Source organism: Streptomyces antioxidans (assembly GCF_000968685.2).
GTDB lineage: Bacteria > Actinomycetota > Actinomycetes > Streptomycetales > Streptomycetaceae > Streptomyces > Streptomyces antioxidans.
Genome location: NZ_LAKD02000163.1, coordinates 1 through 26,398 on the forward strand (window position 1 = coordinate 1; position 26,398 = coordinate 26,398).

General features: G+C 73.4%; 21 protein-coding genes and 1 pseudogene. 12 read left to right on the top strand and 10 right to left on the bottom strand.

Features of this window, described 5'->3' with window-relative positions; genetic code table 11:
• Nucleotides 1-34: 34 nt before the first annotated feature.
• Nucleotides 35-685, bottom strand: a complete 651-nt coding sequence (locus VT50_RS37035) for a hypothetical protein (RefSeq protein ID WP_046090382.1) — start codon at nt 683-685, stop codon at nt 35-37.
• A gap of 245 nt (nt 686-930) precedes the next feature.
• Between VT50_RS37035 and VT50_RS41120 the strand changes: the two genes are divergently transcribed.
• Nucleotides 931-2,562 (top strand): transcriptional regulator, encoded by a 1,632-nt coding sequence (locus tag VT50_RS41120; RefSeq protein WP_420822264.1) that lies wholly within the window; start codon nt 931-933, stop codon nt 2,560-2,562.
• Between the two features lie 79 nt (nt 2,563-2,641).
• Here VT50_RS41120 and VT50_RS40865 read toward each other — a convergent pair whose 3' ends face one another.
• A complete protein-coding gene (locus VT50_RS40865; protein ID WP_240529470.1) occupies nt 2,642-7,045 on the bottom strand; it encodes a hypothetical protein in 4,404 nt (1,467 codons plus the stop codon).
• Nucleotides 7,046-7,281: 236 nt separating this feature from the next.
• On the opposite strand from VT50_RS40865, the gene VT50_RS37050 reads away from it, so the two are divergent.
• Together VT50_RS37050 and VT50_RS37055 are read left to right on the top strand one after the other, a co-directional pair.
• Entirely contained in the window at nt 7,282-8,751 is a 1,470-nt protein-coding gene (locus VT50_RS37050; RefSeq protein ID WP_046089620.1) for an aldehyde dehydrogenase family protein, read from the top strand.
• Nucleotides 8,748-9,223: pseudogene (locus VT50_RS37055) on the top strand (amino acid permease); the annotation flags it as partial. The gene VT50_RS37050 and the pseudogene VT50_RS37055, both read left to right, overlap by 4 nt.
• On the opposite strand, the gene VT50_RS37060 reads toward VT50_RS37055, so the two are convergent.
• Complete coding sequence (locus VT50_RS37060) at nt 9,223-10,017, bottom strand: IclR family transcriptional regulator (protein ID WP_046089622.1); 795 nt, start codon at nt 10,015-10,017, stop codon at nt 9,223-9,225. The pseudogene VT50_RS37055 and the gene VT50_RS37060 overlap by 1 nt on opposite strands.
• Before the next feature lie 114 nt (nt 10,018-10,131).
• Here VT50_RS37060 and VT50_RS37065 point away from each other — a divergent pair, with 114 nt between their 5' ends.
• Nucleotides 10,132-11,097: an LLM class F420-dependent oxidoreductase gene (locus tag VT50_RS37065; RefSeq protein ID WP_046089623.1), complete on the top strand. Its 966-nt coding sequence runs from the start codon at nt 10,132-10,134 to the stop codon at nt 11,095-11,097.
• Here VT50_RS37065 and VT50_RS37070 read toward each other — a convergent pair.
• Entirely contained in the window at nt 11,084-12,031 is a 948-nt protein-coding gene (locus VT50_RS37070; protein WP_046089635.1) for a LysR family transcriptional regulator, read from the bottom strand. The genes VT50_RS37065 and VT50_RS37070 overlap by 14 nt on opposite strands.
• Before the next feature lie 208 nt (nt 12,032-12,239).
• On the opposite strand from VT50_RS37070, the gene VT50_RS41520 reads away from it, so the two are divergent.
• The 5 genes from VT50_RS41520 to VT50_RS37090 all read left to right on the top strand — a co-directional run bounded on the left by VT50_RS41520 (nt 12,240) and on the right by VT50_RS37090 (nt 16,682).
• Nucleotides 12,240-12,320 (top strand): putative leader peptide, encoded by an 81-nt coding sequence (locus tag VT50_RS41520; protein WP_420822265.1) that lies wholly within the window; start codon nt 12,240-12,242, stop codon nt 12,318-12,320.
• A gap of 230 nt (nt 12,321-12,550) precedes the next feature.
• Nucleotides 12,551-13,663, top strand: a complete 1,113-nt coding sequence (sfnG, locus tag VT50_RS37075) for a dimethylsulfone monooxygenase SfnG (protein WP_046089624.1) — start codon at nt 12,551-12,553, stop codon at nt 13,661-13,663.
• A 69-nt stretch (nt 13,664-13,732) separates the two neighbouring features.
• Complete coding sequence (gene ssuE / locus VT50_RS37080) at nt 13,733-14,287, top strand: NADPH-dependent FMN reductase (protein ID WP_046089625.1); 555 nt, start codon at nt 13,733-13,735, stop codon at nt 14,285-14,287.
• A 2-nt stretch (nt 14,288-14,289) separates the two neighbouring features.
• On the top strand, nt 14,290-15,489 hold the full coding sequence (locus VT50_RS37085) for an SfnB family sulfur acquisition oxidoreductase (protein ID WP_075200518.1): 1,200 nt from the start codon (nt 14,290-14,292) through the stop codon (nt 15,487-15,489).
• Between the two features lie 29 nt (nt 15,490-15,518).
• Complete coding sequence (locus tag VT50_RS37090; protein ID WP_046089626.1) at nt 15,519-16,682, top strand: LLM class flavin-dependent oxidoreductase; 1,164 nt, start codon at nt 15,519-15,521, stop codon at nt 16,680-16,682.
• A 27-nt stretch (nt 16,683-16,709) separates the two neighbouring features.
• Here the strand turns inward: VT50_RS37090 and VT50_RS37095 are convergent, their stop codons facing one another.
• The 6 genes from VT50_RS37095 to VT50_RS37120 form a co-directional block, all read right to left on the bottom strand.
• Nucleotides 16,710-17,567, bottom strand: coding sequence for an ABC transporter ATP-binding protein (locus VT50_RS37095; RefSeq protein WP_046089627.1), 858 nt, complete (start codon nt 17,565-17,567; stop codon nt 16,710-16,712).
• Nucleotides 17,564-18,568 (bottom strand): ABC transporter ATP-binding protein, encoded by a 1,005-nt coding sequence (locus VT50_RS37100; RefSeq protein ID WP_046089628.1) that lies wholly within the window; start codon nt 18,566-18,568, stop codon nt 17,564-17,566. Before VT50_RS37100 ends, VT50_RS37095 begins: the two co-directional genes overlap by 4 nt.
• A gap of 6 nt (nt 18,569-18,574) precedes the next feature.
• Complete coding sequence (locus VT50_RS37105; protein ID WP_053048780.1) at nt 18,575-19,426, bottom strand: ABC transporter permease; 852 nt, start codon at nt 19,424-19,426, stop codon at nt 18,575-18,577.
• Between the two features lie 19 nt (nt 19,427-19,445).
• On the bottom strand, nt 19,446-20,420 hold the full coding sequence (locus VT50_RS37110; RefSeq protein ID WP_046089629.1) for an ABC transporter permease: 975 nt from the start codon (nt 20,418-20,420) through the stop codon (nt 19,446-19,448).
• 4 nt (nt 20,421-20,424) lie between these two features.
• The gene (locus tag VT50_RS37115) at nt 20,425-22,074 is read right to left on the bottom strand and encodes an ABC transporter substrate-binding protein (protein ID WP_046089630.1); all 1,650 of its coding nucleotides are present in this window, start codon (nt 22,072-22,074) and stop codon (nt 20,425-20,427) included.
• Nucleotides 22,075-22,161: 87 nt separating this feature from the next.
• On the bottom strand, nt 22,162-23,388 hold the full coding sequence (locus VT50_RS37120; protein ID WP_046089631.1) for an acyl-CoA--6-aminopenicillanic acid acyltransferase: 1,227 nt from the start codon (nt 23,386-23,388) through the stop codon (nt 22,162-22,164).
• Between the two features lie 122 nt (nt 23,389-23,510).
• Here VT50_RS37120 and VT50_RS37125 point away from each other — a divergent pair, with 122 nt between their 5' ends.
• The 3 genes from VT50_RS37125 (at nt 23,511) to VT50_RS37135 (ending at nt 26,076) form a co-directional block, all read left to right on the top strand.
• Nucleotides 23,511-24,413 carry a MurR/RpiR family transcriptional regulator gene (locus VT50_RS37125; RefSeq protein ID WP_046089632.1) on the top strand — a complete coding sequence of 301 codons (903 nt, stop codon included), beginning with the start codon at nt 23,511-23,513 and terminating at the stop codon, nt 24,411-24,413.
• 134 nt (nt 24,414-24,547) lie between these two features.
• Nucleotides 24,548-25,150 carry a TetR/AcrR family transcriptional regulator gene (locus VT50_RS37130; protein ID WP_046089633.1) on the top strand — a complete coding sequence of 201 codons (603 nt, stop codon included), beginning with the start codon at nt 24,548-24,550 and terminating at the stop codon, nt 25,148-25,150.
• A 152-nt stretch (nt 25,151-25,302) separates the two neighbouring features.
• Entirely contained in the window at nt 25,303-26,076 is a 774-nt protein-coding gene (locus tag VT50_RS37135; RefSeq protein WP_079343978.1) for an SDR family NAD(P)-dependent oxidoreductase, read from the top strand.
• The last annotated feature ends 322 nt before the right edge of the window (nt 26,077-26,398 follow it).

The window sequence follows — 26,398 nt, forward strand, 5'->3', positions numbered from 1 at the left end:
TCCCCGTCCCCCCGTCCCCCGGGTCAGGCCCCGCTCACGGGTGGTACAGCTTGGTCACGGCGGTCGTGGTGGTGCGTTTGAATGCGGCCAGCGGCGCCTGGGCGTAGCCGCCCATCTCGCCCCACGTCACGACGGTGACGGTCCGTCCGTCGCGGCCCACGCCGAAGAGGTGGATGCTGGGCTCCGAGTCCGGGTACGAGGTGTGGACGCCGTAGACATGGGCGCCGTCTTCGGCCGCCACGGCGCCGTAGTCCCGCCATGAGGCGGTGCCCTCCGGGTACTGGCCCTCCCAGTCGGTGGCGCAGTCGCGGATCTTCTTCTCGGCCGCGGCGGCGAGCTTGCGGGCCGCCTCCACCGTGCCGGTCCTGACCACGACCTGGGCGGCGCCGGTGTCGTACTCGGTCCAGAAGGTGCGGTGGGTCGCCCCGGCCGACGGGAAGGTCTTCTCGACGCAGAACGGAGGGGTCTCGGACAGGCCCTTGGTGACATCACTCGCGTACCAGTCGGAGCCCGGACGCGGCGGAAGTTCCCTCGGCACGAGGTGGGCGGGGGTGCGCTGGGGCACGGCCGCCCCCGCCCGGGCCTGGGCGGACGGCGCTTGGGCGGCCAGCCCGGTCCCGGTCCCGGCCACGACCGCGGCCACAGCCACGGCGCCGAGCGCGGCGCCGCGTAATGAGTTGCGCATGAGGTGCTTCCCCGTCTCTTCCCGAACTCAAGGTTTGTACATGTCGCCGTCGCGCCGGAAGGCCGCGGCGACAGGGCAAGCCTGTGCGCCAACTGGCCGTTACGGCTAGGACCGGCGGGGCGTTCGGGACGCTGGAACGCCTGCACGTACGCTGACTTGGGGGTATGACAGCACCCTGGAACGCGCTCGTGGGACGCCCTCGGGACGACTCGCGGTGCCGGGGACGACATTGGGGGATGGTGGGCGTGGGAAACGCCAAAGAGGTCGAGGATTTCGCCGAGAGACTGCGGGCGCTGAAGGAGCGTTCGGGCCGCAGTTACGGCTCGCTGGCCACGCGCCTGCACGTCAGCACGTCCACGCTGCACCGCTACTGCAACGGCGACGCGGTCCCGGCGGACTACGCCCCGGTCGAGCGGTTAGCCCGGCTGTGCGGCGCCACCCCGGAGGAGCTGGTCGCGCTCCACCGCCGCTGGATCCTCGCGGACGCCGCCAAGCGCCGCGCGCGCGAGGCCGACCGCGAGAGCGGTGCGGTGTCGGCTCCGCACGGGGGCGAGGACGCGGCCGACGGCCCGGCCGGGGACGTCGGCCAGGCCGGGGACATCGGCCAGGGCCCGGCCGGGGACATCGGCGGCGATCCGGAGGCCGGTGCGCGCTCGCGCGACGCTCAGCCGGGCGCGGCAGCCGATGAGCGGCCCGACACCGCCACCCGGGCCGACGGCACCGGCGCCCAGCCACCCGGCGCGTCCGCGGGCGAGGCCGGACCGGCGACCACGGACGCAGCCACGGCCGAACCCACGGCCACCGGCAAGACCGCATCCGGACCCGAACCCACATCCACCGGCAACGCCGACCCCCCGCCCGCCAAGCGAGCCCGTTTGCGGGCCGTGGCCGCAAACGCCACCGCCGCCGTCACCTCCTCACGCGCACATCGCCGACCATGGGCGCTGCTCGCCGGGGCCGCCGCCGTTGTGGTGCTCGCCGTCACCGCGGTCGAGGTACGGCCGCCCGGCGATGACGACCGTAAGGACACCGCGGCCGTGCCTCCCTCCGCGGCGTCCACCTCCACACCGCCCGCCGGGCCGACCGCCCGGGGCCAGCTGGACCGTCGGAAGACGAAGGGCGACGACAAGGCGTCCGGCGCACCTCACGGCGACGGCGACGGGAAGGGCGGACCCGGCAAGGAGCGGCGAGCCAAGGGGGACGCCTCCGGCTCCCCGGCGCCCGGCGCGACCAAGGGGCCTGGCCACGGTGGATCCACCCAGGTCCCGCTCACCCTCTCCACCCGTTCCCACGTCTGGGAGAGCGGCTGCGGCCACAGCTATCTCATCGACCGGCCACCGTCCCAGGTGGCCCCGCCGCCCACCGAGCAGGACGCGCCGACGTGGGCCGCCGCCCATGACGCGGTGCACGGCGGGAACACCAATGTGGAGGTCACGGTGCAGGGCCGGGCCTCGTCGACCGTCGTCCTACAGGCCCTGCACGTACGGGTCGTGGGCCGCCGCACCCCCCTTGCGTGGTCGTCGTTCGCCATGGACAACGGCTGCGGGGGCTCCCTCACCCCGCGCGCCTTCTCGGTGAATCTGGACGCCGCCCGTCCGCTTGCCCGCCCCACGGACGGCAATGACGCGGGCAAGCCGATCCCCGCCGTCCACTTCCCCTACCGCGTCTCGGCATCGGATCCGGAGGTGCTGCTGGTCAAAGCCCGGACGGCGGGCTGCGACTGCAGCTGGTACCTGGAGCTTGACTGGTCGAGCGGCGGCCGCTCGGGATCGGTACGGATCGACGACCACGGCTCGCCGTTCCGCACCAGCAGCCTCAAGGGGCGCCCGGCCTACGCCTACGACTACGGCGACGGCACCTGGCGCGAGAGCGACTGACCCCCGGGGTCCGGCCGGGTCCCCGGGGTCCGGTGGAATCCCCGGGGACCCGGCCGGGACCCCGCGCCACACCGCCGCCTCACTCCCCCGCCGTCGTCAGCCGCAGCGCCGCGTCCCGCACATCCGGGTGCGGATGGCCGCGCAGCGTGCGCAGCCGCTCCCGCCAGGGCTCCGCCCATGCCGTACGGGCCCCGGCGGCCTCCGTAAGGGTCACGGCGAACAGCCCGGAGGCGTGGCCCCCGTCCTCGTCGAGCTCCCGCGCGGCGCGCAGCAGGGCCGCGTCGGAGCCCGGCCGCGTGGCGGTGTTCAGCCGTCGGCGCAGGGTGTCGGCGGTATGGACAGCGAGCGCGGGGCGGACGGTGTGCAGCCGGGCCAGGCGGGCGAGGGCGGCGGCCAGCGGGCCGGGGCGGGCATTCAGGTCGAGGGCGTTCACCAGCACGTGGGCGGCCTCCTGGACGAACGTCTCGTACCCGGCGAGGAGTTCACCGGCGGCCCGCGCGGTGCGCCGGGTCGCCCGGGGCCGCATCCGGGCCCGGGTGGCGAGCTGGTCGGCGAGGTGCCGGATGCGGCGGTGGGCGGGGCGGTCCCGGTCCGGTTCGGCGTCGGGGCCGCCGGGCCGGGCGTCGGCGGTGGCGAGCGCGGCCAGCGCCCAGGCCAGAGGGTTGTCACCGGGCGATCCATCGGGCGCGGCGGCCATCAGGTCCAGCAGGGCGTCGGCGGCGGGCCGCCAGCTCGCCCGGTTGCCCAGGTCGGTGACGGCCGCCACCAGTACGGCCGCCGCGTCCGGCGCCCACGGCGACCAGCGGGCCAGCGCCCCGTAACCGGCCGCCGCCACCTCGGGGTCCTCGGTGTCGCAGACGGCGCGTATGAGCTGGGCGTAGCGACCGCGGTGGGCCTCGGGGAGGTCCAGCGGGCGGGTGCGCAGCACGGCGTGGCGCAGCTCGCGCCGCCCGCTCGCGGCCGCGGTCAGCAGCTCCCAGGCGCGTTTGGTGTCGAGCAGCCCGGTGGCGAAGGCGACACAGGCGGCCTGCGCGTCGGGGTGCTGGCCGGGCAGTTCGAAGGCGTCGGCGAGCAGCGCGGCGGCGTCGGCCACCGGAAGCAGGGTGGCGGCGAGCCGGATGGCCTCCTTACGGCTGGTGACTTTCGCGGGGACGGGCGGTACGGCGGTGGCGACCCCGTCCGGTGCGAGCATCCCGCGCACCAGCCGCCCCAGCCGTGACGGCTCGACGTATCGGGACGCCCTGGTGGCCGCGTACATCGCCACCCGCGCCCGGTCGTCGCCCGCGTGGGCGAGCAGGGCGGGCAGGGCATCGCCGGGGCGGTCGGTGCGGGCGAGGGCGGCGAGCGCGGTCTCGGCGAGGACCACATCGTCGGTGTCCGTCCAGGTCCGGACGGTGGCCGCGCCATGGCCGGGGATCGGCGCGGCCCCGGCGACGGCGTCCGCCCGCTGCCGCGCCCGCAGGGAGGTGTCGGCGGCGGCCCGGGCCAGAACGCGGGCGGCGGCGGCCTGCTGACGGGGCAGCCATCGGCCGGTGTCCCGTCCGGTGGGCGGCGTCCAGTGGGTGCCGGGGGTCAGAAAGCGCCCGTACGGCGGGGTGTCGCCGAGGACGAGGTCGAGCAGATCGGTGCGACGGCGGGTGAGCACGGCCAGGACGGGCGGCAGGACGGCCGCCGAGGGCTCGTGCGCGAGCAGTTCGGCCACCCGGGCGTCGCGCTCTGTCGGTGGTTCCAGCCACAGCCCGATGGCGGTGCGGGCGGTCGCGTCGCTGCCGAACGAGATGGCCTGCCAGAGGAGTTCCTGGAGCTCGGGGAGTGCGTGGGCGCGCCGCCCGAGGGAGCGGGCGAGGGCGAAGGTCAGCTCGTGGTCGACCCGTTCGGCGCCCGCCTCCAGCCAGGGCCGCAACGCCTCGAACACCGCCTGCTCCTGGCCGCGCCGCAGCTGGTGGTCGAGGCGGCCCAGGTCGGCGGCGCCGACGCTGCCCGCGAGCCGGGTGAGGGTGCGCAGCGCCCAGCCCAGCAGCTGCCGCCGCCCGGTGACGGCGTGTTCGCGCAGCAGCGCCACGGCGAGTCGGCGCAGCGCCTGGCGGGTGGCGGAGGACGAGTCGCGGGCGGAGATCGCGTCGGCGGCGATCCGGTCCAGATGCTCGGCGGCGTCGTCGGTGAACAGCGCCGGGTGGGTACGGGCGAGCGCGCCGAGCGCCGCGGAGCGCACCGGGTCCTGCTCGTTGCGCAACCGCTCGAACTGGCGCAGCAGCTCGGTGAGGGCGTCCGGGTCGCCGGAGCGGGCGACGCACCGGATCAGCAGCGGATGGGCCAGGGCGCGCTCCTCGGCCGAGGAGCGGCGCACGGCGGCCGCCAGCTCCTCGCGCGCCTCCTCGACCGGCAGATGGGCCACCGACTCCAGCACGGTGGTCCACGGCGCACCGCGCTCACGCGCCTGGTCGGCCATCCGGCGGGCCTCGGCCTGACGGCGGGTGCGCGGCAGAACCTCGAGCACGGCGGGCGCGACCACGGAGTGGTCGGACTCGCGTCGGTGGACGGCTCGGTCGTGGCCGACCTGGCCATGGACGGCCCGGTCACGGGCCCCCTGGCCGCGAGTGCCCCGGCCAGCGGCAACCCGGCCATCGGCGGGCCCGTCGTAGGTCACCTGACCGCAGGTGGCTCGGCCGTCCGCAGCCGGACCCTCCGTGGGCCCGTCAAAGGCGACCCGGCCGTCCTCAACCCGGCCCTCAGCGACCCGGCCACCGGTAGCCCGACCGTCCAAAGCCCGGCCATCGGCGGGCCCGTCGTAGGTCACCTGACCGCAGGTGGCCTGACCGCAGGTGGCCTGACCGCAGGTGGCCCGGCCGTCCGCAGCCGGGCCCTCCGTGGGCCCGTCAAAGGCGACCCGGCCGTCCTCAACCCGGCCCTCAGCGACCCGGCCACCGGTAGCCCGACCGTCCAAAGCCCGGCCATCGGCGGGCCCGTCGTAGGTCACCTGACCGCAGGTGGCCCGGCCGTCCGCAGCCGGACCCTCCGTGGGCCCGTCAAAGGCGACCCGGCCGTCCTCAACCCGGCCGTCGGCGGCTCGGCCATGGGCCGCCTGGCCGCGAGTGGCCCGGCCGTCGGCGGCCCGACCGTCCAAAGCCCGGCCATCGGCGGGCCCGTCGTAGGCGACCCGCCCCTCGCTAACCCGGCCATCGGCGGGCCCGTCGTAGGTCACCTGACCGCAGGTGGCCTGACCGTCGGTGGCCCGGCCGTCCGCAGCCGGGCCCTCCGTGGGCCCGTCAAAGGCGACCCGGCCGTCCTCAACCCGGCCGTCGGCAGCTCGGCCATGGGCCGCCTGGCCGCGAGTGGCCCGGCCGTCGGCGGCCCGACCGTCCGTAGCCCGGCCCTCGGCGGGCCCGTCGTAGGCGGGCTGACCGTAGGCGGGCTGACCGTAGGCGGCCTCGCGGTGGGTGGCTCGGTCGTAGGTGGCCTGGTCGTAGAAGGCGGAGCGGTGGGCGGGGGGCAGTGCGGCCAGTAGCCGGGCGAGGGCGTCGGCGTCCGCGTCATGCCGCAGGGCCCGGCCCAGTTCGGCGAGCTCCGGCGGGTCGGCGCGGACGATCCGGCGCAGCACGGCCCGGTCCAGCCGCTGCCGGGTGCCGCTGTGCTCGGGGGCGAGCAGCAGCCGTAGCGTACGGCTCGGATCGGCGGCCACCAGCGCGGACAGCCGGTCCCGTACGGGGGTCGGCAGCGGGCCGTGGCCGTAGTCCTCCAGCAGCTCAAGCACCCGCTCGGGCTCGACGGGCGCGGCGAGCGCGACACAGGGCGCGTAGCGGGTCCACCAGTCGGCGCGCAGCGGCGCGGACAGCGCGGCGAGCTGACGTGCCGCCTCGTCCAGGACGGCCACCGGGTGGCGGGAGACGAGGGGCCGCCAGCCGCGGACGGCGTGGAACAGCCCGGGCAGCAGCCGCGCCACGGTCTCGGCGCCGCATCCGGGGAGCAGCCGGGCGGCCTCGCCGTCGCCCCAGCGCTCCCGGAACGGCTCGATCAGCCGGTCCGCGAGCGCGGTGCGCCGCCCGGCCACGACGGTGCGCGCCAGTGCGCGCCGTACGGTAGCGGGCGCGTCCTCGAAGGCCGCCTCCAGCGCGTCGTCCGGGACCGCGCCGGGGCCGCCGCGGCGCGCGGTGTCCAGGGCGCGGTGCCGCACCACGGGGTCCGGGTCGGCGAGCCGCGCCGCGAGGTGGCCGGTACGCCCGCCCACCGCCGCGGCCACGGCCGCCAGCCGCCGCTCGTACGTCCCGCGCCGCTCCAACTCCTCGATCAGCGCGCCCAGCCGCCCCTCGGCACTGGCCGCCCGCGCCCGCCCGGCCAGCTCCCGCATCCGGCGCGGAAAGGACAGCGGATCGAGGGCCGCGAGCAGCTCATCGGCGTCGGGAGCGCCGAGGGCTTGGGGAGCGCGGGGAGGCTCGGGGCGGCGGTGGGCTTCGGGGCCGCGATGGGCTTCGGACGCGTTGACCATGCCAGGGATTGTGCCGCCCACGCGTCCGCTCACACGTACCGCCCAGAGAAGGTTTCCCGGAACGGCCCTCCCCGGGGCCACCGGGCCCCCGCCCACGTCCCACCGCGCCGTGTCGCCCGCGCCCTCCCCACACCGTGCGAGGGGGACCCGTGCCGCTTACGCTCGGTGTGTGGGCCGGACGGTGCGTCGATGGATCCACCCGGGACCGGCCCTGTCGTCCGAGCCCGGAGGAGCCCATGCCGGAGCTGTTCATCGGCGGCCACTGGACGACCGCCCTCGACGGACACAGCCGTGAGATCCGGTGCCCGGCGGACGGCTCGCTGGTCGCCGTGGTCGACGAGGCGGGGCCGAAGGACGCCGCCGCCGCGGTGGCGGCCGCACGGGACGCCTTCGACCGCGGATCGTGGCCCGGCACCCCGGCCGGTGACCGGGGCGGGCTGCTGCTGCGGGTGGCGGACCTGCTGGAGCGGGAGAAGCCCACGCTCGCCCGGGCCGAGTCCCTGGACACCGGGAAGCGGCTGGTCGAGAGCGAGTACGACCTCGACGACATCGCGAACTGCTTCCGCTACTTCGGCACCCTCGCCTCCTCCGGCAGCGGCGGCCGGGTGGTGGAGGTGGGCAGTCCGGAGATCGACAGCAAGGTGGTGCGCGAGCCGGTCGGGGTGTGTGCGCTGATCACGCCGTGGAACTACCCGCTGCTGCAGACGGCCTGGAAGGTGGCGCCCGCGCTGGCGGCCGGGAACACCTTCGTCCTCAAGCCCAGCGAGCTGACCCCGCACTCCGCGATCCATCTGATGCGGCTGCTGACCGAGGCCGGGCTGCCGGGCGGGGCCGCCAATCTGATCCTGGGTTCGGGGGCCACCGCGGGCGCGCCGCTGGTCACCGACGACCGCGTGGACATGGTGTCCTTCACCGGCGGGGTGGTCACCGGACGCTGGATCATGTCGGCCGTCGCGCCCACGGTGAAGAAGCTGGCCCTGGAGCTGGGCGGCAAGAACCCGAACATCGTCTTCACCGACTGCGACTTCGACACCGCGGTGGACTACGCGCTCACGGCGGTGTTCCTGCACTCCGGGCAGGTGTGCTCGGCCGGTGCCCGGCTGCTGGTGCAGGAGCAGCTGCACGGCGCGTTCGTCGATGAGATCGTCCGCCGGGCCCGGAACATCCGGCTGGGCGGGCCGTTCGACGGACACGCCCGCACCGGGCCGCTGATCTCCGCCGAGCACCGCCAGAAGATCACCGACTATGTGGCGGCGGGGATCGACGAGGGCGCGGTGCTGCGCTGCGGCGGGACCCCGCCCGACGACCCGGACCTGGCCAAGGGCTTCTACTACCTGCCGACCGTGCTGGACGACTGCACCCCGGACATGTCGGTGGTGCGGGACGAGTCCTTCGGCCCGGTGCTCACCGTGGAGCGGTTCCGGGACGAGGACGAGGCGGTGGCGCTCGCCAACGACACGGTGTACGGCCTGGCGGGCGGGGTGTGGACGCAGGACACCGAGAAGGCGCACCGGGTGGCGTCCCGGCTGCGGGCCGGGACCGTGTGGATCAACGACTTCCATCCGTATGTCCCGCAGGCCGAGTGGGGCGGGATGAAGCAGTCCGGTGTCGGCCGGGAGCTCGGCCCGTCCGGGATGCACGAGTACCAGGAGCTGAAGCACATCTGGCGCAACACCGCGCCCCGTCCGCAACGGTGGTTCGATTGACGGCGACCGGGCCGGAAGGACCGCCGCCGGAGCCACGGCCGGAGGGTCCGCACGACGATGATTCGCTCACCGAGCTCGGCTACCGTCCGGAACTCCGGCGCACCCTGGGCAACTTCCACACCTTCGCCGCCGGGATCAGCTACATCTCCATCCTGACCGGCACCTTCCAGCTCTTCTACTTCGGCGTGGCGCACGGCGGCCCGGCCTACTGGTGGTCATGGCCGATGGTGTTTCACCGGGCAGCTGATGGTGGCGCCGTGCTTCGCCGAGCTGGCCGGCCGCTCTCCGGTGGCCGGTTCGGTCTACAACTGGTCCGAGCCTGCTGGGCGGTCCCCATGTGGGCTGGCTGGGCGGCTGGATGATGATGACGGCGACGATGGTGTCGCTGGCCGCCGTGGCGCTCGCCTACCAGGTGACGCTGCCGCAGATCTCGGCGTGGTTCCAGGTCGTCGGCGACGGCTCCACCGGGACCTACGGCCGCCACCGCGGGCCCGTGCCGGTTCCCCTCGGCACCACCGCCTCGATCTCCGTCCGGATCTCCCGCATCACCGCGACGATCCGCTCCTCCCGCCCCCCGGTCAGCCGGGCCGTCGGCACCGAGCAGCTGATCGCGTCCACCGCGGGGACGTCGTACCGCAGGGCGAAGCCGAAGCCCACGATGCCCAGGACCCCCTCCTCCCGGTCGATGGCGTGGCCGCGCTCCCGCACCCGCTTCAGATCGGCGAGGAGGGAGGTGCGGGTTCGGTGGGTGTTGGGCGTCAGCCGCGTCAGCTCCTCGCAGCTCAGCGGGAGTTCGCCGTCGATCCGGTCGGCGAGCAGCGCCTTCCCCAGGGCCCCCGCATGGGCCGGGAGCCGCCGTCCGACGCGGCTGAAGGGGCGCAGATACTCATGCGATTCCCGCGTGGCCAGGTAGACGACATCGCCGCCGTCCAGCCGGGCGAAGTGAATGGTCTCGCCCAGCACATCGGACGCCTCGTCCAGATACGGCCGCGCCGCCCGCACCCGTGGATCGCTGTCCAGATAGCTGGTGCCGGTGAGCAGCGCGCGAATGCCGATGCCGTACAGCGAGCCGGTGACATCGGTACGCACCCAGCCGCGGTCGATCAGGGTCTTGAGGAGGGCGTACATACTGCTGCGCGGGACGCCGAGCTCCTCGGCGAGCTCACGCAGCCGGGCGGGCTGGTCGCCGCGCGCGGCGAGCAGTTCCAGCAGTTCCACGGTGCGGCCCGCGGACTTCACCTCGCGCACCCCACCGGTTTCCGCCATGGCCCACATCGTAGCCGCCGCCGCGCCCGGGCCTACCGCAGGTGAGCCGCCGCGACCCACGGTGACCAGCCGTTTGTCCCGTTTGGGCGGTGTGGGGGGCGGTACTCGGGAGCCATGGTTCGATGGGGATACACGATGATGACCGAGCAGGCCGGACCGCGTCAGCTCGTCGATGACGTGGTCCGGGCCGAGCAGGTCGGGTTCGACTTCTCGGTGACCTCCGACCACTACTTCCCGTGGCTGGACTCCCAGGGGCACGCCCCGTACGCCTGGAGCGTGCTGGGCGCCGCCGCGCAGGCCACCTCCTCGATCCCGCTGACCACGTATGTCACCTGCCCCACCGTGCGCTACCACCCGGCGGTGGTGGCGCAGAAGGCGGCGACGCTCCAGCTGCTGTCCGAGGGGCGGTTCCGGCTGGGGCTCGGGTCGGGCGAGAACCTGAACGAGCATGTGGTCGGGCAGGGCTGGCCGTCGGCGGATGTGCGGCACGAGATGCTGGAAGAGGCGATCGAGATCATCCGGGCGCTGTTCGGCGGTGGCCATGTCACCCACCACGGCACCCACTACGACGTCGACTCGGCGAAGTTGTGGGACCTCCCGGACCAGCCGCCGCCCATCGGCGTGGCCGTCTCCGGGCCGCAGTCCTGCGAACTGGCCGGGCGGCTGGCCGACATCCTGATCGCGACGGAGCCCAAGTCCGAGCTGGTGGCGGACTTCGAGGCCAGCGGCGGTGCGGGCAAGCCTCGGATCGGCCAGATCCCGGTCTGCTACGACCCCGACCGGGACGCGGCGGTCGCCCGCGCCCATGACCAGTTCCGCTGGTTCGGGAGCGGCTGGAAGGTCAACTCTGAGCTGCCGGGGCCCGCCTCCTTCGCGGGCGCCACCCAGTTCGTCCGGCCCGAGGACGTGGCCGCGTCCATTCCGTGCGGCGATGACGTCGAGGAGTTCAGGGAGCTGATCCGGCCGTTCGCGGACGCGGGCTTCACGGATGTGGCGCTCGTCCAGATCGGCGGCGACCATCAGCGGCCGTTCCTGGACTGGGCCGAGAAGCAGTTGCTGCCCGCGCTCAGGGAGCTATAGCCCCCGCGGAGCCCCGGGGAGCCCTCGGAGTCGCGGAGGTGTCCGCGCGCCGTACGAAGAGCTCGTGCAGATCGCGTACGGCGCGCGGCACGGAGCCCGAGCGGCGGCGCTGGATCATCAACAGCACCTCGGTGACCTCGTCCGCGAGCGGCCGGTGGGTGATCGCGCCGCCGCGCTCCAGGGGGTCGCCGATGACGCTGAAGTCGGGGAGCACGGTGACGCCCAGCCCCTCGGCCACCATCAGCTTGCCCATCTCGGCCCCGTCGGTGGAGTACGAGAAGGACGGGGTGCGCCCGGCCAGCAGCCGGTGGATGAGGCGGTGCATCAGATAGCCGGAGCGCATCACGATCAGCGGCTCCCGCCCGTCCAGCAGATCCGCCGCGCTCACCGTCGGCCGGGCGGCCAGCGGGCTGTCCGGGCGCAGACAGACCACCGGGCGGCCGCGCAGCAGCTCGGTGCTCTCCAGGCTGGGCGGAACGTCGTCCCCCCGGAGGCAGTTGACCAGGCCCAGGTCGAAGCCGCCCTCCAGCAGCGCCCGGTGGATCTCGGCCTGCTGCGCTCCCACCACCTCGACCTGGGTCACCGGATGGGTGGCGCGGAACTCCCGTACGGCCGGGATCAGCAGCGGGACGGTCGCGGTGTTGACCGTGCCCAGCCGGATCATCCGGCTGACCCGGTGCTGGTCCCCGGCGGCGCCGCGCAGCCGGTCGACCGCCTCGATGACGCTGGCGATATGCGGCAGCAGCTCCCGTCCCTCCACGCTGATCGTCGCGCCGGAGCGCTTGCGCTCCAGCAGATCCACGCCGAGTTCGCGCTCCAGATTGCGCACGGTCTCGCTGAGCGCGGGCTGGGACAGATGCAGTTCCTCGGCGGCGCGGCGGAGCGATCCGAGGCGGGTGACGGCGGCGATGTATTCGAGCTGTTCAATTCGCACACGCCGCACCATGCCCGCGCGGCCCCGTCCGCTGCAAGGGGATCCCTATCACGGTCTCATGAATACCGACTCACTCCCCGGCCCGTCTCCCGGGTAATCTCGAATCGGGCGCCGCGGAATTTCCGCGGCCCGGCCCGCGCGTCCGGGATATGGAATGGCTCCCGGGCCTTCTTGACCGGCAGGACTTCCCCCTGGTTGGATCGGTGACATGAAGCGACAGGAGCTCACGCGGCGACGCCATGTCGACCTCGCGCGTGTCTCAAGCGCGTCCTGTCGCTGTCCGGTCTGACCCGCCGTACGGGTCCGAGCGAGCCCTGAGGAATCGCCTCCGCTTCGCTCCCCGTCGCCTCCCATGATCGGGAAAGGCTTTTAGCCGCCGCCACCGTGGAATTGAGGGCGCCGCCCCGCCTTCGGCGTCCCTCGGCGCTCCCGGTCTTTCCGCGTCCCGGCCACGGTGAATTCCGCTCACCGCCGGGCGCCGATTCTCCGTGCCCGCAATTGCTCCACCGGGAGTTCCCCATGCCCGCAGCAGAACCCCTCCGTTTCGCCTATTGGGTGCCCAATGTCAGCGGCGGCCTGGTCACCAGCACCATCGAGCAGCGCACCGACTGGGGCTATGACTACAACCGCGACCTGGCCGTGCTCGCCGAGAACAACGGCTTCGACTACGCCCTCAGCCAGGTCCGCTACATGGCCAGCTACGGCGCCGAGTACCAGCACGAGTCCACCAGCTTCAGCCTCGCGCTGCTGCTGGCCACCCAGCGGCTGAAGGTCATCGCCGCGGTCCACCCCGGGCTATGGCACCCCGGAGTCCTGGCCAAGCTGGGCGCCACCGCCGACCACCTGTCCGACGGGCGGTTCGCGGTGAACGTCGTCAGCGGCTGGTTCAAGGGCGAGTTCTCCGCGCTGGGCGAGCCCTGGCTGGAGCACGACGAGCGCTACCGCCGCTCCGAGGAGTTCATCCGGGCGCTGCGCGCCATCTGGACGCACGACCACGCCGAACTGGCCGGGGACTTCTACCGGATACGTGACTTCTCCCTCAAGCCGAAGCCGCTGAGCACCCCCGAGCGCCCGCATCCGGAGATCTTCCAGGGCGGCAACTCCACCGCCGCGCGCGCCATGGCGGGCCGGGTCTCCGACTGGTACTTCAGCAACGGCAAGGACTTCGACGGCGTCACCGAGCAGATCGGGGACGTCCGCGCCTCCGCCGCCACCGTCGGCCGCCCCGCGCCCGGCTTCGGCCTGAACGCCTTCCTCATCGCCCGTGACACCGAGGCCGAGGCACGCGACACCCTCCGCGAGATCGTCGCCAAGGCCGACACCGAGGCCGTGGACGGCTTCCGTGGCGCCGTCCAGCAGGCGGGGCAGTCCACCGCCGACGGCAAGGGGATGTGGCAGGACTCCTCCTTCGAGGACCTGGTCCAGTACAACGACGGCTTCCGTACGGGGCTGATCGGCACCCCCGAGCAGATCGCCGAGCGCATCGTGGCCTACAAGCGGCTCGGCGTGGACCTCTTCCTCCTGGGCTTCCTGCACTACCTAGAGGAGGTCGAGTACTTCGGCCGGCGGGTGCTGCCGCTGGTCCGCGAGCTGGAGGCGGAGCTGCCGGAGCCGGTGCCCGCGCTCAGCTGACCGCCGCCCCTCCCACCGGCTCCCGCCCCACCGCCGCCACCGGCTCGACCGCACCACGAAGGGTTGCTCATGGCCACCGTCCTGTCCCTCTCCGGTTCCCCCTCCGCCACCTCACGCACCGCCCGGCTGCTGCGCCACCTGGACGCCCGGCTGACCGCCCAGGGCCATCAGGTGATCCCGCTCGACGTGCGCACCCTGCCCGCCGCCGCGCTGCTCGGCGCGGACTTCTCACACCCGGCCATCGTCCGGGCCAGGGCACTGGTCGAGCAGGCGGACGGGCTCGTGGTGGGGACGCCGGTCTACAAGGCCGCCTACTCCGGGCTGCTGAAGTCCCTGCTGGACCTGCTGCCGCAGTACGCGCTCGCGGGCAAGACCGTGCTGCCGCTGGCCACCGGCGGCACCACCGCCCATGTCCTGGCCATCGACTACGCGCTGCGGCCGGTGCTGTCCTCGATGGGCGCGGCCCATATCGTCCAGGGCTGGTTCACCCTGGACACGGACATCTCGGTGGAGCCGGACGGCGGGGTGAGCGTGGCGGCCGGGGCCGCCGAGGCGCTGGAGCAGGTGGTCGACCAGTTCTCGGTGGCGCTCGGCCACCCCACCGTCCTGGCCGCGGCGAGCTGACCGTGTCGTCCCTGCCCGAGCCCGCCCATGTCATCGCCGATGACGCCGAGGCGCTGAAGGTGGCCGCGGCGCTGGCCGAGGAGTTCCGGCACGGCGCCGCCGAGCGTGACGCCCGGCGCAGGCTGCCGGGTGCCGAACTGGACCGGCTGTCGGCGTCCGGGCTCCTGGCCATCACCGTCCCGGCCGGGCACGGCGGCGCCGATGTGTCCGCCGTGACCCTCGCCGAGGTGTTCCGGCTGCTCGCCGCCGCCGACGCCAGCCTCGCCCAGATCCCGCAGAGCCACTTCGCGTACGTCAATGTGGTGCGCCGTCAGGGCACCGAGGCCCAGCGGGCGTTCTTCTTCGGCGAGGTGCTGGCGGGGAAGCGGTTCGGCAACGCCCAGTCGGAGGCGGGCACCAAGCACCTCCAGGACATCCGCACCCGTCTCACCCCGGCCGCCGACGGCTCGTACACCCTGACCGGCATCAAGCACTACTCCACCGGTGCGCTGTTCGCCGACTGGATCCCGGTACTGGCCCGCGTGGCAAACGACGATCTCCATGTGGCCTATGTGCCACGGGACGCGCCCGGTCTGACCGTCGTGGACGACTGGGACGGCATGGGCCAGCGGACGACCGCGAGCGGCACCGTCCGGCTGGAGGCCGTACCGGTACCCGCCGACCGGGTGGTACCCCACCACCTCACCTTCTCCGGGCCCCAACTGCACGGCGCGCTCGCGCAGTTGCTGCACGCGGCCATCGACGCGGGGATCGCCTCGGGGGCGCTGGCGGAGGCGGTGACGTTCGTCCGCACCAAGAGCCGCCCCTGGTTCGAGAGCGGCTTCGAGACCGCCGCCGAGGACCCACTGCTGATCCAGCGCTTCGGTGAGCTGGCGCTCCAGGTCCGGAGCGCCGAGGCGCTGCTGTCCGCAGCCGCGCGGGCCGTGGACACCGCCCGTGGCCACCTCGACGACGACACCGCCGCCGAGGCGTCGATCGCGGTGGCCGCGGCGAAGGTGGCGGCGGCCAACGCGGCGGTGGAGACGGGCAGTTCGCTGTTCGAGGTGTGCGGCACCCGCTCGGCCCTGGACGCGCTCGGCCTGCACCGCCACTGGCGGGACGCCCGTACCCACACCCTGCACGACCCGGCCCGCTGGAAGGTCCAGCACATCGGCCGCTATGTGCTGGGCGGTACGAAACCACCCCGCCACGGCCTCCTCTAGTACCCGACCCCGCTGAACGGAGCCGCACCATGTCCCTCACCTTCCACTGGTTCCTGCCCACCAACGGCGACAGCCGCCATGTCGTCGGCGGTGGCCACGGCACCCCCGTCACCTCGGCCGGAGGGGACCGCCCGCCGTCCGTCGGCTACCTCTCCCAGATCGCCCGCGCCGCCGAACACCTCGGCTTCGAGGGCGCCCTGACCCCGACCGGCGCCTGGTGCGAGGACGCCTGGCTGACCACCGCCATGGTCAGCCAGCACACCGAGCGGCTGAAGTTCCTGGTGGCCTTCCGCCCCGGTTTCCTCTCGCCCACCTTCGCCGCCCAGATGGCCTCCACCTACCAGCGGCAGACCGGCGGACGGCTGATGCTCAACGTGGTCACCGGCGGGGAGAGCCAGGAGCAGCGCGGCTACGGCGACTTCCTCGACAAGGACGCCCGCTACGCCCGCACCGGCGAGTTCCTGGGCATCGTCCGCGACCTGTGGGACGGCAAGACCGTCGACCACGCCGGCGAACACCTCCGGGTCGAGGGCGCCAAGCTGGCCCGGCTCCCTGACCCGCTCCCGGAGGTCTACTTCGGCGGCTCCTCCCCCGCCGCGGGCCAGGTCGCCGCCCGCCACTCGGACGTCTACCTCACCTGGGGCGAGCCGCCCGCCCAGGTGGCCCAGAAGATCGCCTGGGTCCGCTCCCTCGCCGCCGAGCAGGGCCGTACGGTCCGCTTCGGCATCCGGCTGCACGTCATCACCCGCGACACCGCCGAGCAGGCGTGGGCCGAGGCGGGCCGACTGCTCGACGGCTTCGACCCGGAGACCGTGCGCTCCATCCAGAACGGCCTCGGCCGCAGCGAGTCCGAGGGCCAGCAGCGCATGCTCGCCCTGCACGGCGGCAGCGTGGACGACCTCGAGATCTACCCCAACCTCTGGGCCGGTGTGGGCCTGGTGCGCGGCGGCGCGGGCACGGCGCTGGTGGGCAGCCACGCCGAGGTGGCCGAGCGGATCGCCGAGTACCACCACCTCGGCATCGACGAGTTCATCCTGTCCGGCTATCCACACCTGGAGGAGGCGTACTGGTTCGGCGAGGGCGTCCTGCCCCTGCTGCGCGGGCAGGGCCTGTGGACCCACCCCTTCCACACGGCCGACACCCCTGAACAGCCCGCCGCCCAGGTCCCGTTCGCGGCGGCGGGCGGCTCCTGACGGCACGGCGGCACCGGGGCCCGCACCTCACGGCTCGGCGAGTTCCGCGCGCAGCCGTACCGTCTCCGCCGGGTCCCAGCCGTCGTGCGGCACCGACGACAGCAGGAGGCGGGTGTACGGGTCCTCCGGGGTGTCCAGGACGCGGGCCGTCGGGCCCGTCTCGACCGCGCGGCCGTGCCGCATCACCAGCGTGTCGTCCGTGATGTGGCGTACGACGGCCAGGTCATGGCTGACGAAGACCAGGGCCACCCCGGTCTGCCCGCGGATGTCGGCGAGCAGCCGGAGGATCTGGGCCTGGATGGAGACGTCGAGCGCCGCCACCGCCTCGTCCAGGACCAGCACTTCGGGCTCCACGGCGAGCGCACGGGCGATGGCCAGCCGCTGGCGCTGTCCGCCCGACAGACCGCGCGGGCGGGCGTCGGCCTCCCGCTTGCCGAGGCCCACCTGGTCGAGCAGTTCCGCGATCCGGCTGGCGACGGACTGCCCCTCGTGGCGGCCGTGCAGCCGCAGCGCGGTGTGGAGGCACTGACGGGCGGTCAGCCGCGGGTCGAGGGATACGTACGGGTCCTGGAAGACGATCTGGATCTCGCGGGCGCGGCCCAGCCGTGCGGCCCGGCGCGCGCCCGGTCCGAGCGGCACCACACCGCCCCGCCGCCCCGGTGTGCGCTCCCGTCCGTTCACCGCGATGGTCCCCGCGTCCGGGCGAACGAGGTCCACCAGGATCCGGGCCACCGTGGTCTTGCCGGAGCCGGACTCCCCGACGATGCCCAGCGAGCCGCCCGCCGGGACGGAGAACGAGACGTCGTCCACGGCCGTGGTCCGGCCGCCGCCCGGGAGCGCATAGGTCTTGCACAGCCCCTGTACGACGAGTGCGGGCTCGGTCATGCGCTGCTCCTCGAGACGAGTTCCAGTCGGCGGCAGGCCGCGGAGCCGTCCCCGGCCGATCCGTCACCGCCGCCTACGGGGACGGCCACCGGCGCCCAGGTCTCGCACTCCGCCTCGGCCCGTGCGCAGCGCGGGAGGAAGGGGCAGCCGGTGAGGGGGTCGGACAGGGAGGGCGGGCGGCCGGGGATGGGCCGCGGTTCGCTGTCGTCACCCAGGCTGGGCGAGCAGTCCAGCAGACCGCGGGTGTAGGGGTGCCGGGGGTCGGCGAACAGCCCGTGGGCGGGCCGCTGTTCCACCACCCGGCCCGCGTACATCACATACACCCGGTCGCAGTAGGCGGCGGCGAGCGGCAGGTCGTGGGTGATGAAGAGCGTCCCGAGGCCGCTTCCGGCCCGCCGCCGCTCCTCCTGGACGGACCGCAGCAGGGCCAGGACCTCCGCCTGGGTGGTCGCGTCCAGCGCGCTCGTCGCCTCGTCGGCGAGGAGCAGATCGGGGTCGGTGGAGAGGGCGGCGGCGATCACGACCCGCTGCAGCATCCCGCCGGACAGCTCGTGCGGGCGCTGCCGCATCCGGCGCTCGGGGTCGGACAGGCCGACCGAGGCCAGCAGCTCCACCGCCTTCGCCAGCGCGTCGCGCCGGGACAGGCCGAGGACCCGGGTGAGCGGATCGGTGAGGAAGTCGCCGATCCGGCGGACCGGGTTCATCGCCGAACGCGGATCCTGGAAGATCATGGAGACGGTGCGGGAGCGGTGGCGGCGCAGCCGGGCCGGGTCCATGGCCAGCACGTCCTCGCCGTCGACCGCCACCGAGCCGGAGGTCCGCGCCCCCTCGGGGAGCATCCGCAGCACCGCCCGTGCCGTGGTGGACTTGCCCGAGCCCGACTCGCCCACCAGGCCGACCACTTCGCCCCGGCCGACCCTCAGCGACACCTCGGCGAGCACCGGCCGGGCGGCGGCGCCGGGCGGCAGTTCAATGGTCAGATCCTCGATGTCCAGCAGCATCGCCGCCTACCTCCCCTTGCCCAGCCGGTCCGAGACCCAGACCCCGACGATGTTGAAGGCCACCACGACGGCGGCGATGGCCGTGCCCGGTACGAGGGCCGGCAGCAGCGCCTCCTGCACCACGGCGTCCTGCCCCTCCTGCACCATCAGCCCCCAGTCGATCGAGGGCGATCCGGCGCCGAAGCCCAGATAGCTGAGGGTGGCCAGGCTCATCAGCCCCTCGCCGAAGAGCACCACGAGGTAGCCGACAATCGCCCCGGCCAGATTGGGCACCAGATGGCGGACGCAGATCCGGGTCCCGCCCATGCCCTGCACCCGGTAGGCGTCGATGTACGGCTGGGAGCGCTCGGCGAGGGCGAGGCTGCGGGTGTACCGCGCGATGGTGGGCGCGTACGCGAGCCCCAGGGCGACGATCGACGTGGTGAGGCCGTCGCCGAAGACCGCGATCACCAGGACCACGAACAGCAGGCCGGGGAAGGCGTACATCACATCGGTCACCCGGGAGAGCAGGGTGTCCACCCAGCCGCCGCGCCACGCCGCGACCGTGCCCATGGTGACGCCGAGCAGCGCGGCCAGCGCGAGCAGCGCCAGGGGCGCCAGGAGGCTCGACCGGGCGCCGTACAGCACCCGGGAGAGCAGGTCCTGCCCCGAGGCGTCGGTGCCCAGCGGATGCTGGGGGGTGGTCCCCGCGAGCGAGGCGGACAGGTCGACCGCGTCGGGCGGGTGCGGGGCGATCAGGGGTGCGCACACCGCCGCCACCACGACCAGGGCGAGGAAGCCGCCCGCGATCATCACCGGTACCGGGCGCCGGGCCCGGACCCGCACCGGGATCAGTGCCCCGGCCGTCAGCGTCGTCATGCGGTCTTTCCCTCCGGCCTCATGTGGTCTTTCCTTCCGGCTTGCTCCGCGGCTGCCCGCCCGGCGCGACCCGGGGATCGATCAGCGGATGGACCAGGTCGACCAGCGTCGTCACCACGACATAGCCGATGACCATCAGCAGCAGCACCGCCTGGGTGACCGGGAAGTCATGCGTGGTGATGGCGCTGACCAGCAGTGAGCCGATCCCGCTGAGTCCGAAGGCGGTCTCGACCACCACCGTTCCGGCGAGCATGCCCGCCATGACGAGCCCGCACATGGTGACGATCGGCCCGAGCGCGTTGCGCAGCACGTGCTGGACGACTATCTGGCGCTCCGACTGCCCGGCGGCGCGGGCCGCCTCCACGTGGTCGGAGGCGTACGCCTCGGCCATGGCCTGCCGGGTGACCCGGCTGATCACGGCGAGCGCGCTGAGGGCGAGCGCGAACGCGGGGAGCGTCAGATGGTGCAGCCGCCCGGCAAGGCCCTCGCCCTGGCCGGTCACCGGGAACCAGCCGAGCCGCACCCCGAACAGGGAGACCAGCGCGATGGCCGCCACGAAGGCGGGCACCGAGGCGGCCAGCGTGGTGCCGCCGACCACCGCCGAGTCCACCCAGCCGCGGCGCAGCGCCGCCAGCACTCCGGAGCCGACGCCCAGCACCACGAAGAACACCGTGGCGTAGCCGACCAGTTCCAGGGTCGTCGGCAGCCGCGCCCCGATCAGGTCGGCCACATGGTCGCGGTACTGGAACGACCGGCCCAGGTCGCCCTGGACGCCGTCCCACAGCCACCGGCCGTACTGGACGACGAGCGGTTCGTCCAGGTGGTGCTCCGCGCGGACCGCCGCCAGCTTCTCCGGGGTGAGCTCCTGTCGGCTGCCGGAGAGGAGGACGGCGGGGTCCCCGGGGGCCGCGTAGACGGCGGCGAAGATGAGGAACGAGGCGGCGAGCAGCGTGGCGAACAGGCCGGCGATCCGCCGCGGCAGTCCGCGGATCATGGTGTCAGCCCTTCTTCGTGCCGAGGTCGGCGGCCCACGGGTAGTACATCGACACCATGGACGCCGGCGGGCCGGTGTACTTGTCGCCGAGCACCATCACCGACGGCACCTCCACCAGCGGGATCCACACCGCGTCACCGGCGAACTTGGACTGCGCTTCGATGACCAGCCGGGCGCGCTCGCGGTCGTCGATGGTCTGCTGGGCCTTGCCCACGAGGGTGTCGTAGCCCTTGTCCGAGTAGCCGAGCCAGTTGTTGGTGCTGCCGGATATGCCGTTGTCGTAGAAGCCCGCCGGGTCGGCCTTGGAGATGTACCAGTCGACCGGGATCAGATCGAAGCCGTCACGGGACCTGGGGTCGGAGAAGAACTCGTCGTAACGGCTCGACGCGATCGTCTTGACGGTGACCCGCAGCCCGATCTTCTGGGCCGCGCCGCGCACCGCGTTGGTGATGACCGTCTGGCTCTCGCTGCCGTCGCTGGAGACCACGATCGGCTCCGGGGGCTCCCCGGCCTGCTCGACCAGTTTCTTCGCCCGGTCGATGTCGTCCGGCGAGGGCGAGACGGCGTAGGCGGTGGAGCGCTCGAGCTCCTTCTGCGCCTTCTGGAACGCGGCCTTCTGATAGCCCCAGGCCCCGGGGCCCACCGGGGTCGCCCAGGGTTCGGCGAGGCCGTTGAAGCCGGACTCGGCGATGCCCTTGCGGTCCATGGCCAGCGACAGCGCCTTGCGCAGCCGGGCGTCCTTCAGGGCACCGCTGTCGGTGGGGCTGAGCGACCAGGTGGTGGTGGACCGCCCGTAGTAGGCGCGTACGCCCTTCTTCTCGGAGAGCACGGCGGCGGGGCCGGTGGCGGTCAGATAGGCGCCGTCCGCGGCGCCCGTGGAGATGGAGTTGACCAGGGCGCTGCCGGAGGCCCAGCGGAAGACGACCTCCTTGGTGAGCGGGTGGACGCTCTTGTCCCAGTAGTCCGCGGCGCGCTCGATGGTGAGCGAGGAGCCGGAGTTCCAGCTCTTCACCCGGTACGGCCCGGTGCAGGCGTCGGGGTGGCCGGGGGTGCCGAAGTCATCGCCCTGCTTCTCCACCGCCCGGCGCTCCATGATGATCCCGGCGTCACCGGCGAGGGCCTTGGTGAACAGGGCGCTCGGCTTCTTGAAGGTGACGGTGACCTGGTGGGTACCGGTCTTGGCGATCGTGTCGACGTCCTCGTACTCGTCGGACTCGTTCATCTCCGGCCTGGCGTGCCGCTTGAGGCTCCACACCACGTCGTCGGCGGTCATCGGGGCGCCGTCGTGGAAGGTGACGTCGTCGCGGAGGGTGAGGACGAGCTTCTTGTCGCCGGTGTACCGGACCTTCTCCGCCAGCCGCGGCGCGGTGGTCAGATCGGGCTTGAGCAGGAGCAGCCGCTCGCACACGTTGGCCATCACGGTGCGGGTGGAGCTGCCGCCCTGGGCGTCGATGTCCAGGGAGGCGGGTTCCTGCTCCACGAGCCAGTTCACCGTGGTGGCCGCGCCGGATGCCCTGGGGGTGGTGTCGGTGAGCTTGAGCTTCGCGGGGTCGACGGACGCGCCGCCGGACCCGGACGTCGCCCCGGAGCACGCTGCGGTGAACAGCAGGGCACCCACGAGGCCGACTGCGGTGGTACAGAGCTTGGTTCTCATGACAGGCTCTCTGGTCGTTCGTGCGGACGGTCGTTCGTGCGGACGTGCGGGAGGCGTCAGTGGGGGGCGTACGGACGCGCGGAGGCGTCAGTGGGGGGCGTGCGGGCCGTCGTAGAGGTTCCAGGGCAGGTGCTGGTACTCGTGGTCGCAGGGGGTTCCGGGGGTCACGTGGTAGTCACCGGTGGTCAGGTCCACGCAGGAGGACAGCAGCGTCGTCCACCACTTGACCTCGGGCTGCCGGGGGTCGGGGTGGGTGCACAGGCCCTCGGGGTGGCCGAGGTGGTCGGACATCGCCTGGTGGATCAGCTTGCGGGACGCCTCGGGCGCGGTGGCCTCGCGCAGCCTGCGCAGTCCGGCCTCGGCCCGGGGCACCCGGATCAGGGAGTCGGAGGACTCGGGGCGGTAACGGGCGGCGAGCTGGACGGGGACGGTGGTCTGGTAGTGGTTGCCGTGGACGAGCAGCCCCTGGGCCGGATACATCCAGCCATGTGCGCCCGGAGTGGTCTCCAGGTCGAGGGCGAAGCCCTCGCGGCAGGTCAGCAGGGCGTTGCTGGCGATGTGGCCGCGGGTGCGGCACAGTACGTCGACCGCGTCGCTGATCGACGCGGTGTCCAGGACCCGGCGCCGGATCACGGTCTGGGGCAGTCCGACGGCGTCGTCGAACCGGCCGCCGAGGCCGTTGGCGTTGAGGGCGATGCCCGCGGAGTTGGCGCCCTGGCGGCCGATCTGCCCGGCCTCCACCTGCATGACCACGGTGGGGTGCGGGGGCTGGACGATCCGGAGCAGCAGGACGGTGTCCGCGACGCCCGCCCGCCAGTCCCAGTTCTGGCCGCAGTAGACGTGGCCGTCGCCGCTCGCCTCGCCCAGTACGGCGAAGGAGGTGCAGCCGTCGGTCATCTCCCGGTCGCCGGTGACATCCGCGATGTCCGTGGCGTCCGCGCCGTCCGTGACGTCCCCGGCGTCCGTGACGTCCGCTGCGGGGTCCGTCCGGGCCCGCATCCGGGCGAAGGTCTGGTCGTAGATGATCTCGCCGCGGGCGTTCAGCGCGAGCACGTCCAGGAGCCCGACGCCCGCCCCCTCGGCGATCCCGGCCATCTCCTCGACGAGCCCGGGGGCGTAGCCGCGCACCGGCTCCAGCCAGCGCTCGGCGCGCGCGGTGACCTGGTCCCAGGTGAGCCCCGAGGATTCGCCGAACGCCTCCTCGTAGTAGGCGAGCGCCCTGCCGATGCTGTCGCGCGCCGCCTCGCCGTACTGGCGGCCGCGCTCGGCCGGCGGGCCGGAGATCTCAACGGTGGGGATGGTGGCGGCTGTCATGGCACTCCTGTGTTTCTGAGGCCCGGACCCACGAGGGGCTGTAATATTTGTTTCAGAAATCAGCGTTCCTGGAACGGTGAGCCCAGATAGTAATGTCCGACACAGGGAAGTCAAGAGCCGTAATGAGCGAACCGAAAAGCGTTACCGGGACGACACGGCTGGCCGCCGCGGTCCGGGATATGTGGGGTGAACTGTCCGCTTCCGAGCGGGTGGTGGCCCAGTACCTGGTCGGCGCCCCGCCGGAGAATCTGCTCTTCGCGAGCGCACAGGAGCTGGGCGCGGCCAGTGGCACGAGCAACGCCACCGTCGTCCGCGCCCTGCAGCGCCTCGGGTACGCCGGTCTGCCCGCGCTCAAGAGGGAGCTGGCCGCCGGATTCACCTCCGCGACCGCGCCCGAGGAGCGGCTCAAGCAGCGCATCGCCCGCGTCGGCCACGACCTGGACGAGATCAAGGACCGGGTCTTCGACGAGGCCGCGGAGCGCCTCGAGCAGTGCCGCCGCCTCCTGGAGACGGATGTGCTGAAGCAAGCGGTGCAAACGCTGGCGGACGCACATGAGGTGGTCGCCTACGGCGTGGGCGCCTCGGAGCTGGGCGCCCGGCATCTGGTGCTGAAGCTGCGCCGGGCCGGGCGCCGGGCCCGCTTCGTCGGCACCACCGGCTTCACCATGGCCGATGAACTGCTGGGCCTGGGCCGGGGGGACGCGGTGGTGATCCTCCACCCCGGCCGCCGGCTGCGGGAGTTCACCGTGCTCATGGACCGGGCGCGGGCGGTCGGCGCGAGCGTCGTACTGGTCACCGACGTTCCCACGGGGCCGCTGGCCACCCACGCCGATGTGGTGATCAGCGCACCGCACACACCCACCGGCATCACCGCGGAATCCCTGGCGGGCGTCGTGGTCATGGACACCCTGGTACTGGCCCTCGCCTCCCTGGACGAGCCCCGGGCGGTCGAGGCGTCCCACCAACTCACCGTACTGAGGGGGCAGTTGATCGACCGGTCCGAACCGCGGCCGCGCAAGGGCTGAGCGGGCGGTGCGTGGCCGGTTGACGGTCCGTCCCGGCCGCCAGGACATCGCCGCAGGACGAGCCCGGACCCGGAACCTCGCTCGGTAGGCTGGACCAGCCAGTCCAGTCGAGCGGTCCCGTCGAGAGGGGTGCGATGCACAAGGAGCTGACGGCGAAGGGGAGGGCCACCCGGAACCGGATCATCGAGGGCGCGGCGGCGGTGCTGCGCGAGAAGGACGTGTCGGTGGCCACGCTCGACGACATCATGGCGCACACCCGCACCAGCAAGAGCCAGTTGTTCCACTACTTCCCGGAGGGGAAGGACGAGTTGCTGCTGGCGGTCGCGCGCCACGAGGCGGACCAGGTCCTGGCGGACCAGCAGCCGTATCTGGGCTGCCTGGACTCCTGGGAGGCGTGGCACCGGTGGCGCGATCAGGTGGTCAAGCGCTACACGGAGCAGGGCGAGAGGTGCCCGCTGGGCTCGCTGGTCCTCCATCTGGGCCGGTCCACGCCGGGTGCCCGGGATGTCGTGGTGACGTTGATGCGGCGGTGGGAGGAGAACCTGGCCACCGGCATCCGGGCGCTCCAGACGGCCGGGCAGCTGCCCGCCGAGCTGGATGTCGAGCAGCGCGCCGCCGCCCTGCTGGCGGGCATCCAGGGCGGCGTGCTGCTCCTCCAGTCGACCGGCCGGGCCGACCATCTGCGGGCCGTGCTCGACCAGGGAATCAGCGATCTGCGGCGCGCGGCGGTGATCTGAGCGCCAACGGTGGGGCGGGCCGTGCGGCGGCCCGCCCGCCTCCCGCTTCTGGACTTGCAAGTCCATTTTTTTCTTCGCACAGTGGCATGGCCCCAGCGGATCCGCGGGGAATCCATCGTGCGGTGACCGCGCGTACGGGAGTGGAGTGCGTGATGAGTGGAACGAGTGGACGACTGCAGGACAAGAGGGCGCTGGTGACCGGCGCGACCAGCAACATCGGGCGGGCGATCGCGGAGCGGTTCGCCGCCGAGGGCGCGCATGTGGTGGTGTCCGGCCGCAGCGCCGGGCGGGGTACGGAGGTGGTCGACGCCATCCGCGCGCGGGGCGGCCGGGCCGATTTCGTACGGGCGGATCTGGACGGAAGCGCGGAGGCGTCCCGCGCCCTGGCCGAGGAGGCGGGGTCCGTTCTGGGCGGGGGCATCGACGTCCTGGTCAACAACGCCGGGATCTACCCCGGGGACAGCACCGCGAACACCGAGGAAAAGGTCTTCGACCAGGTCTACGCGGTGAATGTGAAGGCGCCCTTCTTCCTGACCGCCGCGGTCGCCCCGGCGATGGCCGAGGCGGGCGGCGGGGCGATCGTCAACCTGGGGTCGTGGATCGCCCGGCTGGGCATTCCCATCGGCGCGCTCTACAGCTCCAGCAAGGGCGCGGTGGAAACCCTGACACGGGCCTGGGCCGCCGAGTTCGGCCCCCGGGGCGTGCGGGTGAACGCGATCTCCCCGGGAGTGGTCCACACCCCCGTACCCGGTGAGGTGCACCCGGGCGAGGTCATGATGAACGGCACCCCCGCCGGTGGCGTCGGAAGCCCGGAGGCCATCGCGCACGCGGCGGTGTATCTCGCGAGCGACGAGGCCACGTTCGTCCACGGCATCGTGCTGGACGTAGACGGCGGCCGCACCACGGCGGCCGTCATCGCGGCCTAGCGGCCCATGTGTCTCCGCCGGTGGACATGAGCCTCAGAGACCTTCCCAGCGAGCGCGCCCGCCCCCGCAGGGACTTCACCCCTGGCCCCCGGCGTCTGGGACGGAGCCCCACTCCGGGGCCCACAGAGCCCCAGCCCCGGACACTGGAGCGGCCCCCGGCAGGGGAACTGGAGCGGAGCCCCGAAACGGGGCCTGGACCACAACCCCGGAACGGGGGCTGGGGCGGAGCCCCAGTTGTGGGAAGGGGCGGGGAGGGGAATGGCCCGCCGCAGGCCGCCGGGCAACGCACCCTAGTGAGCTGGTCCGGAGATGCGTGAGCAGT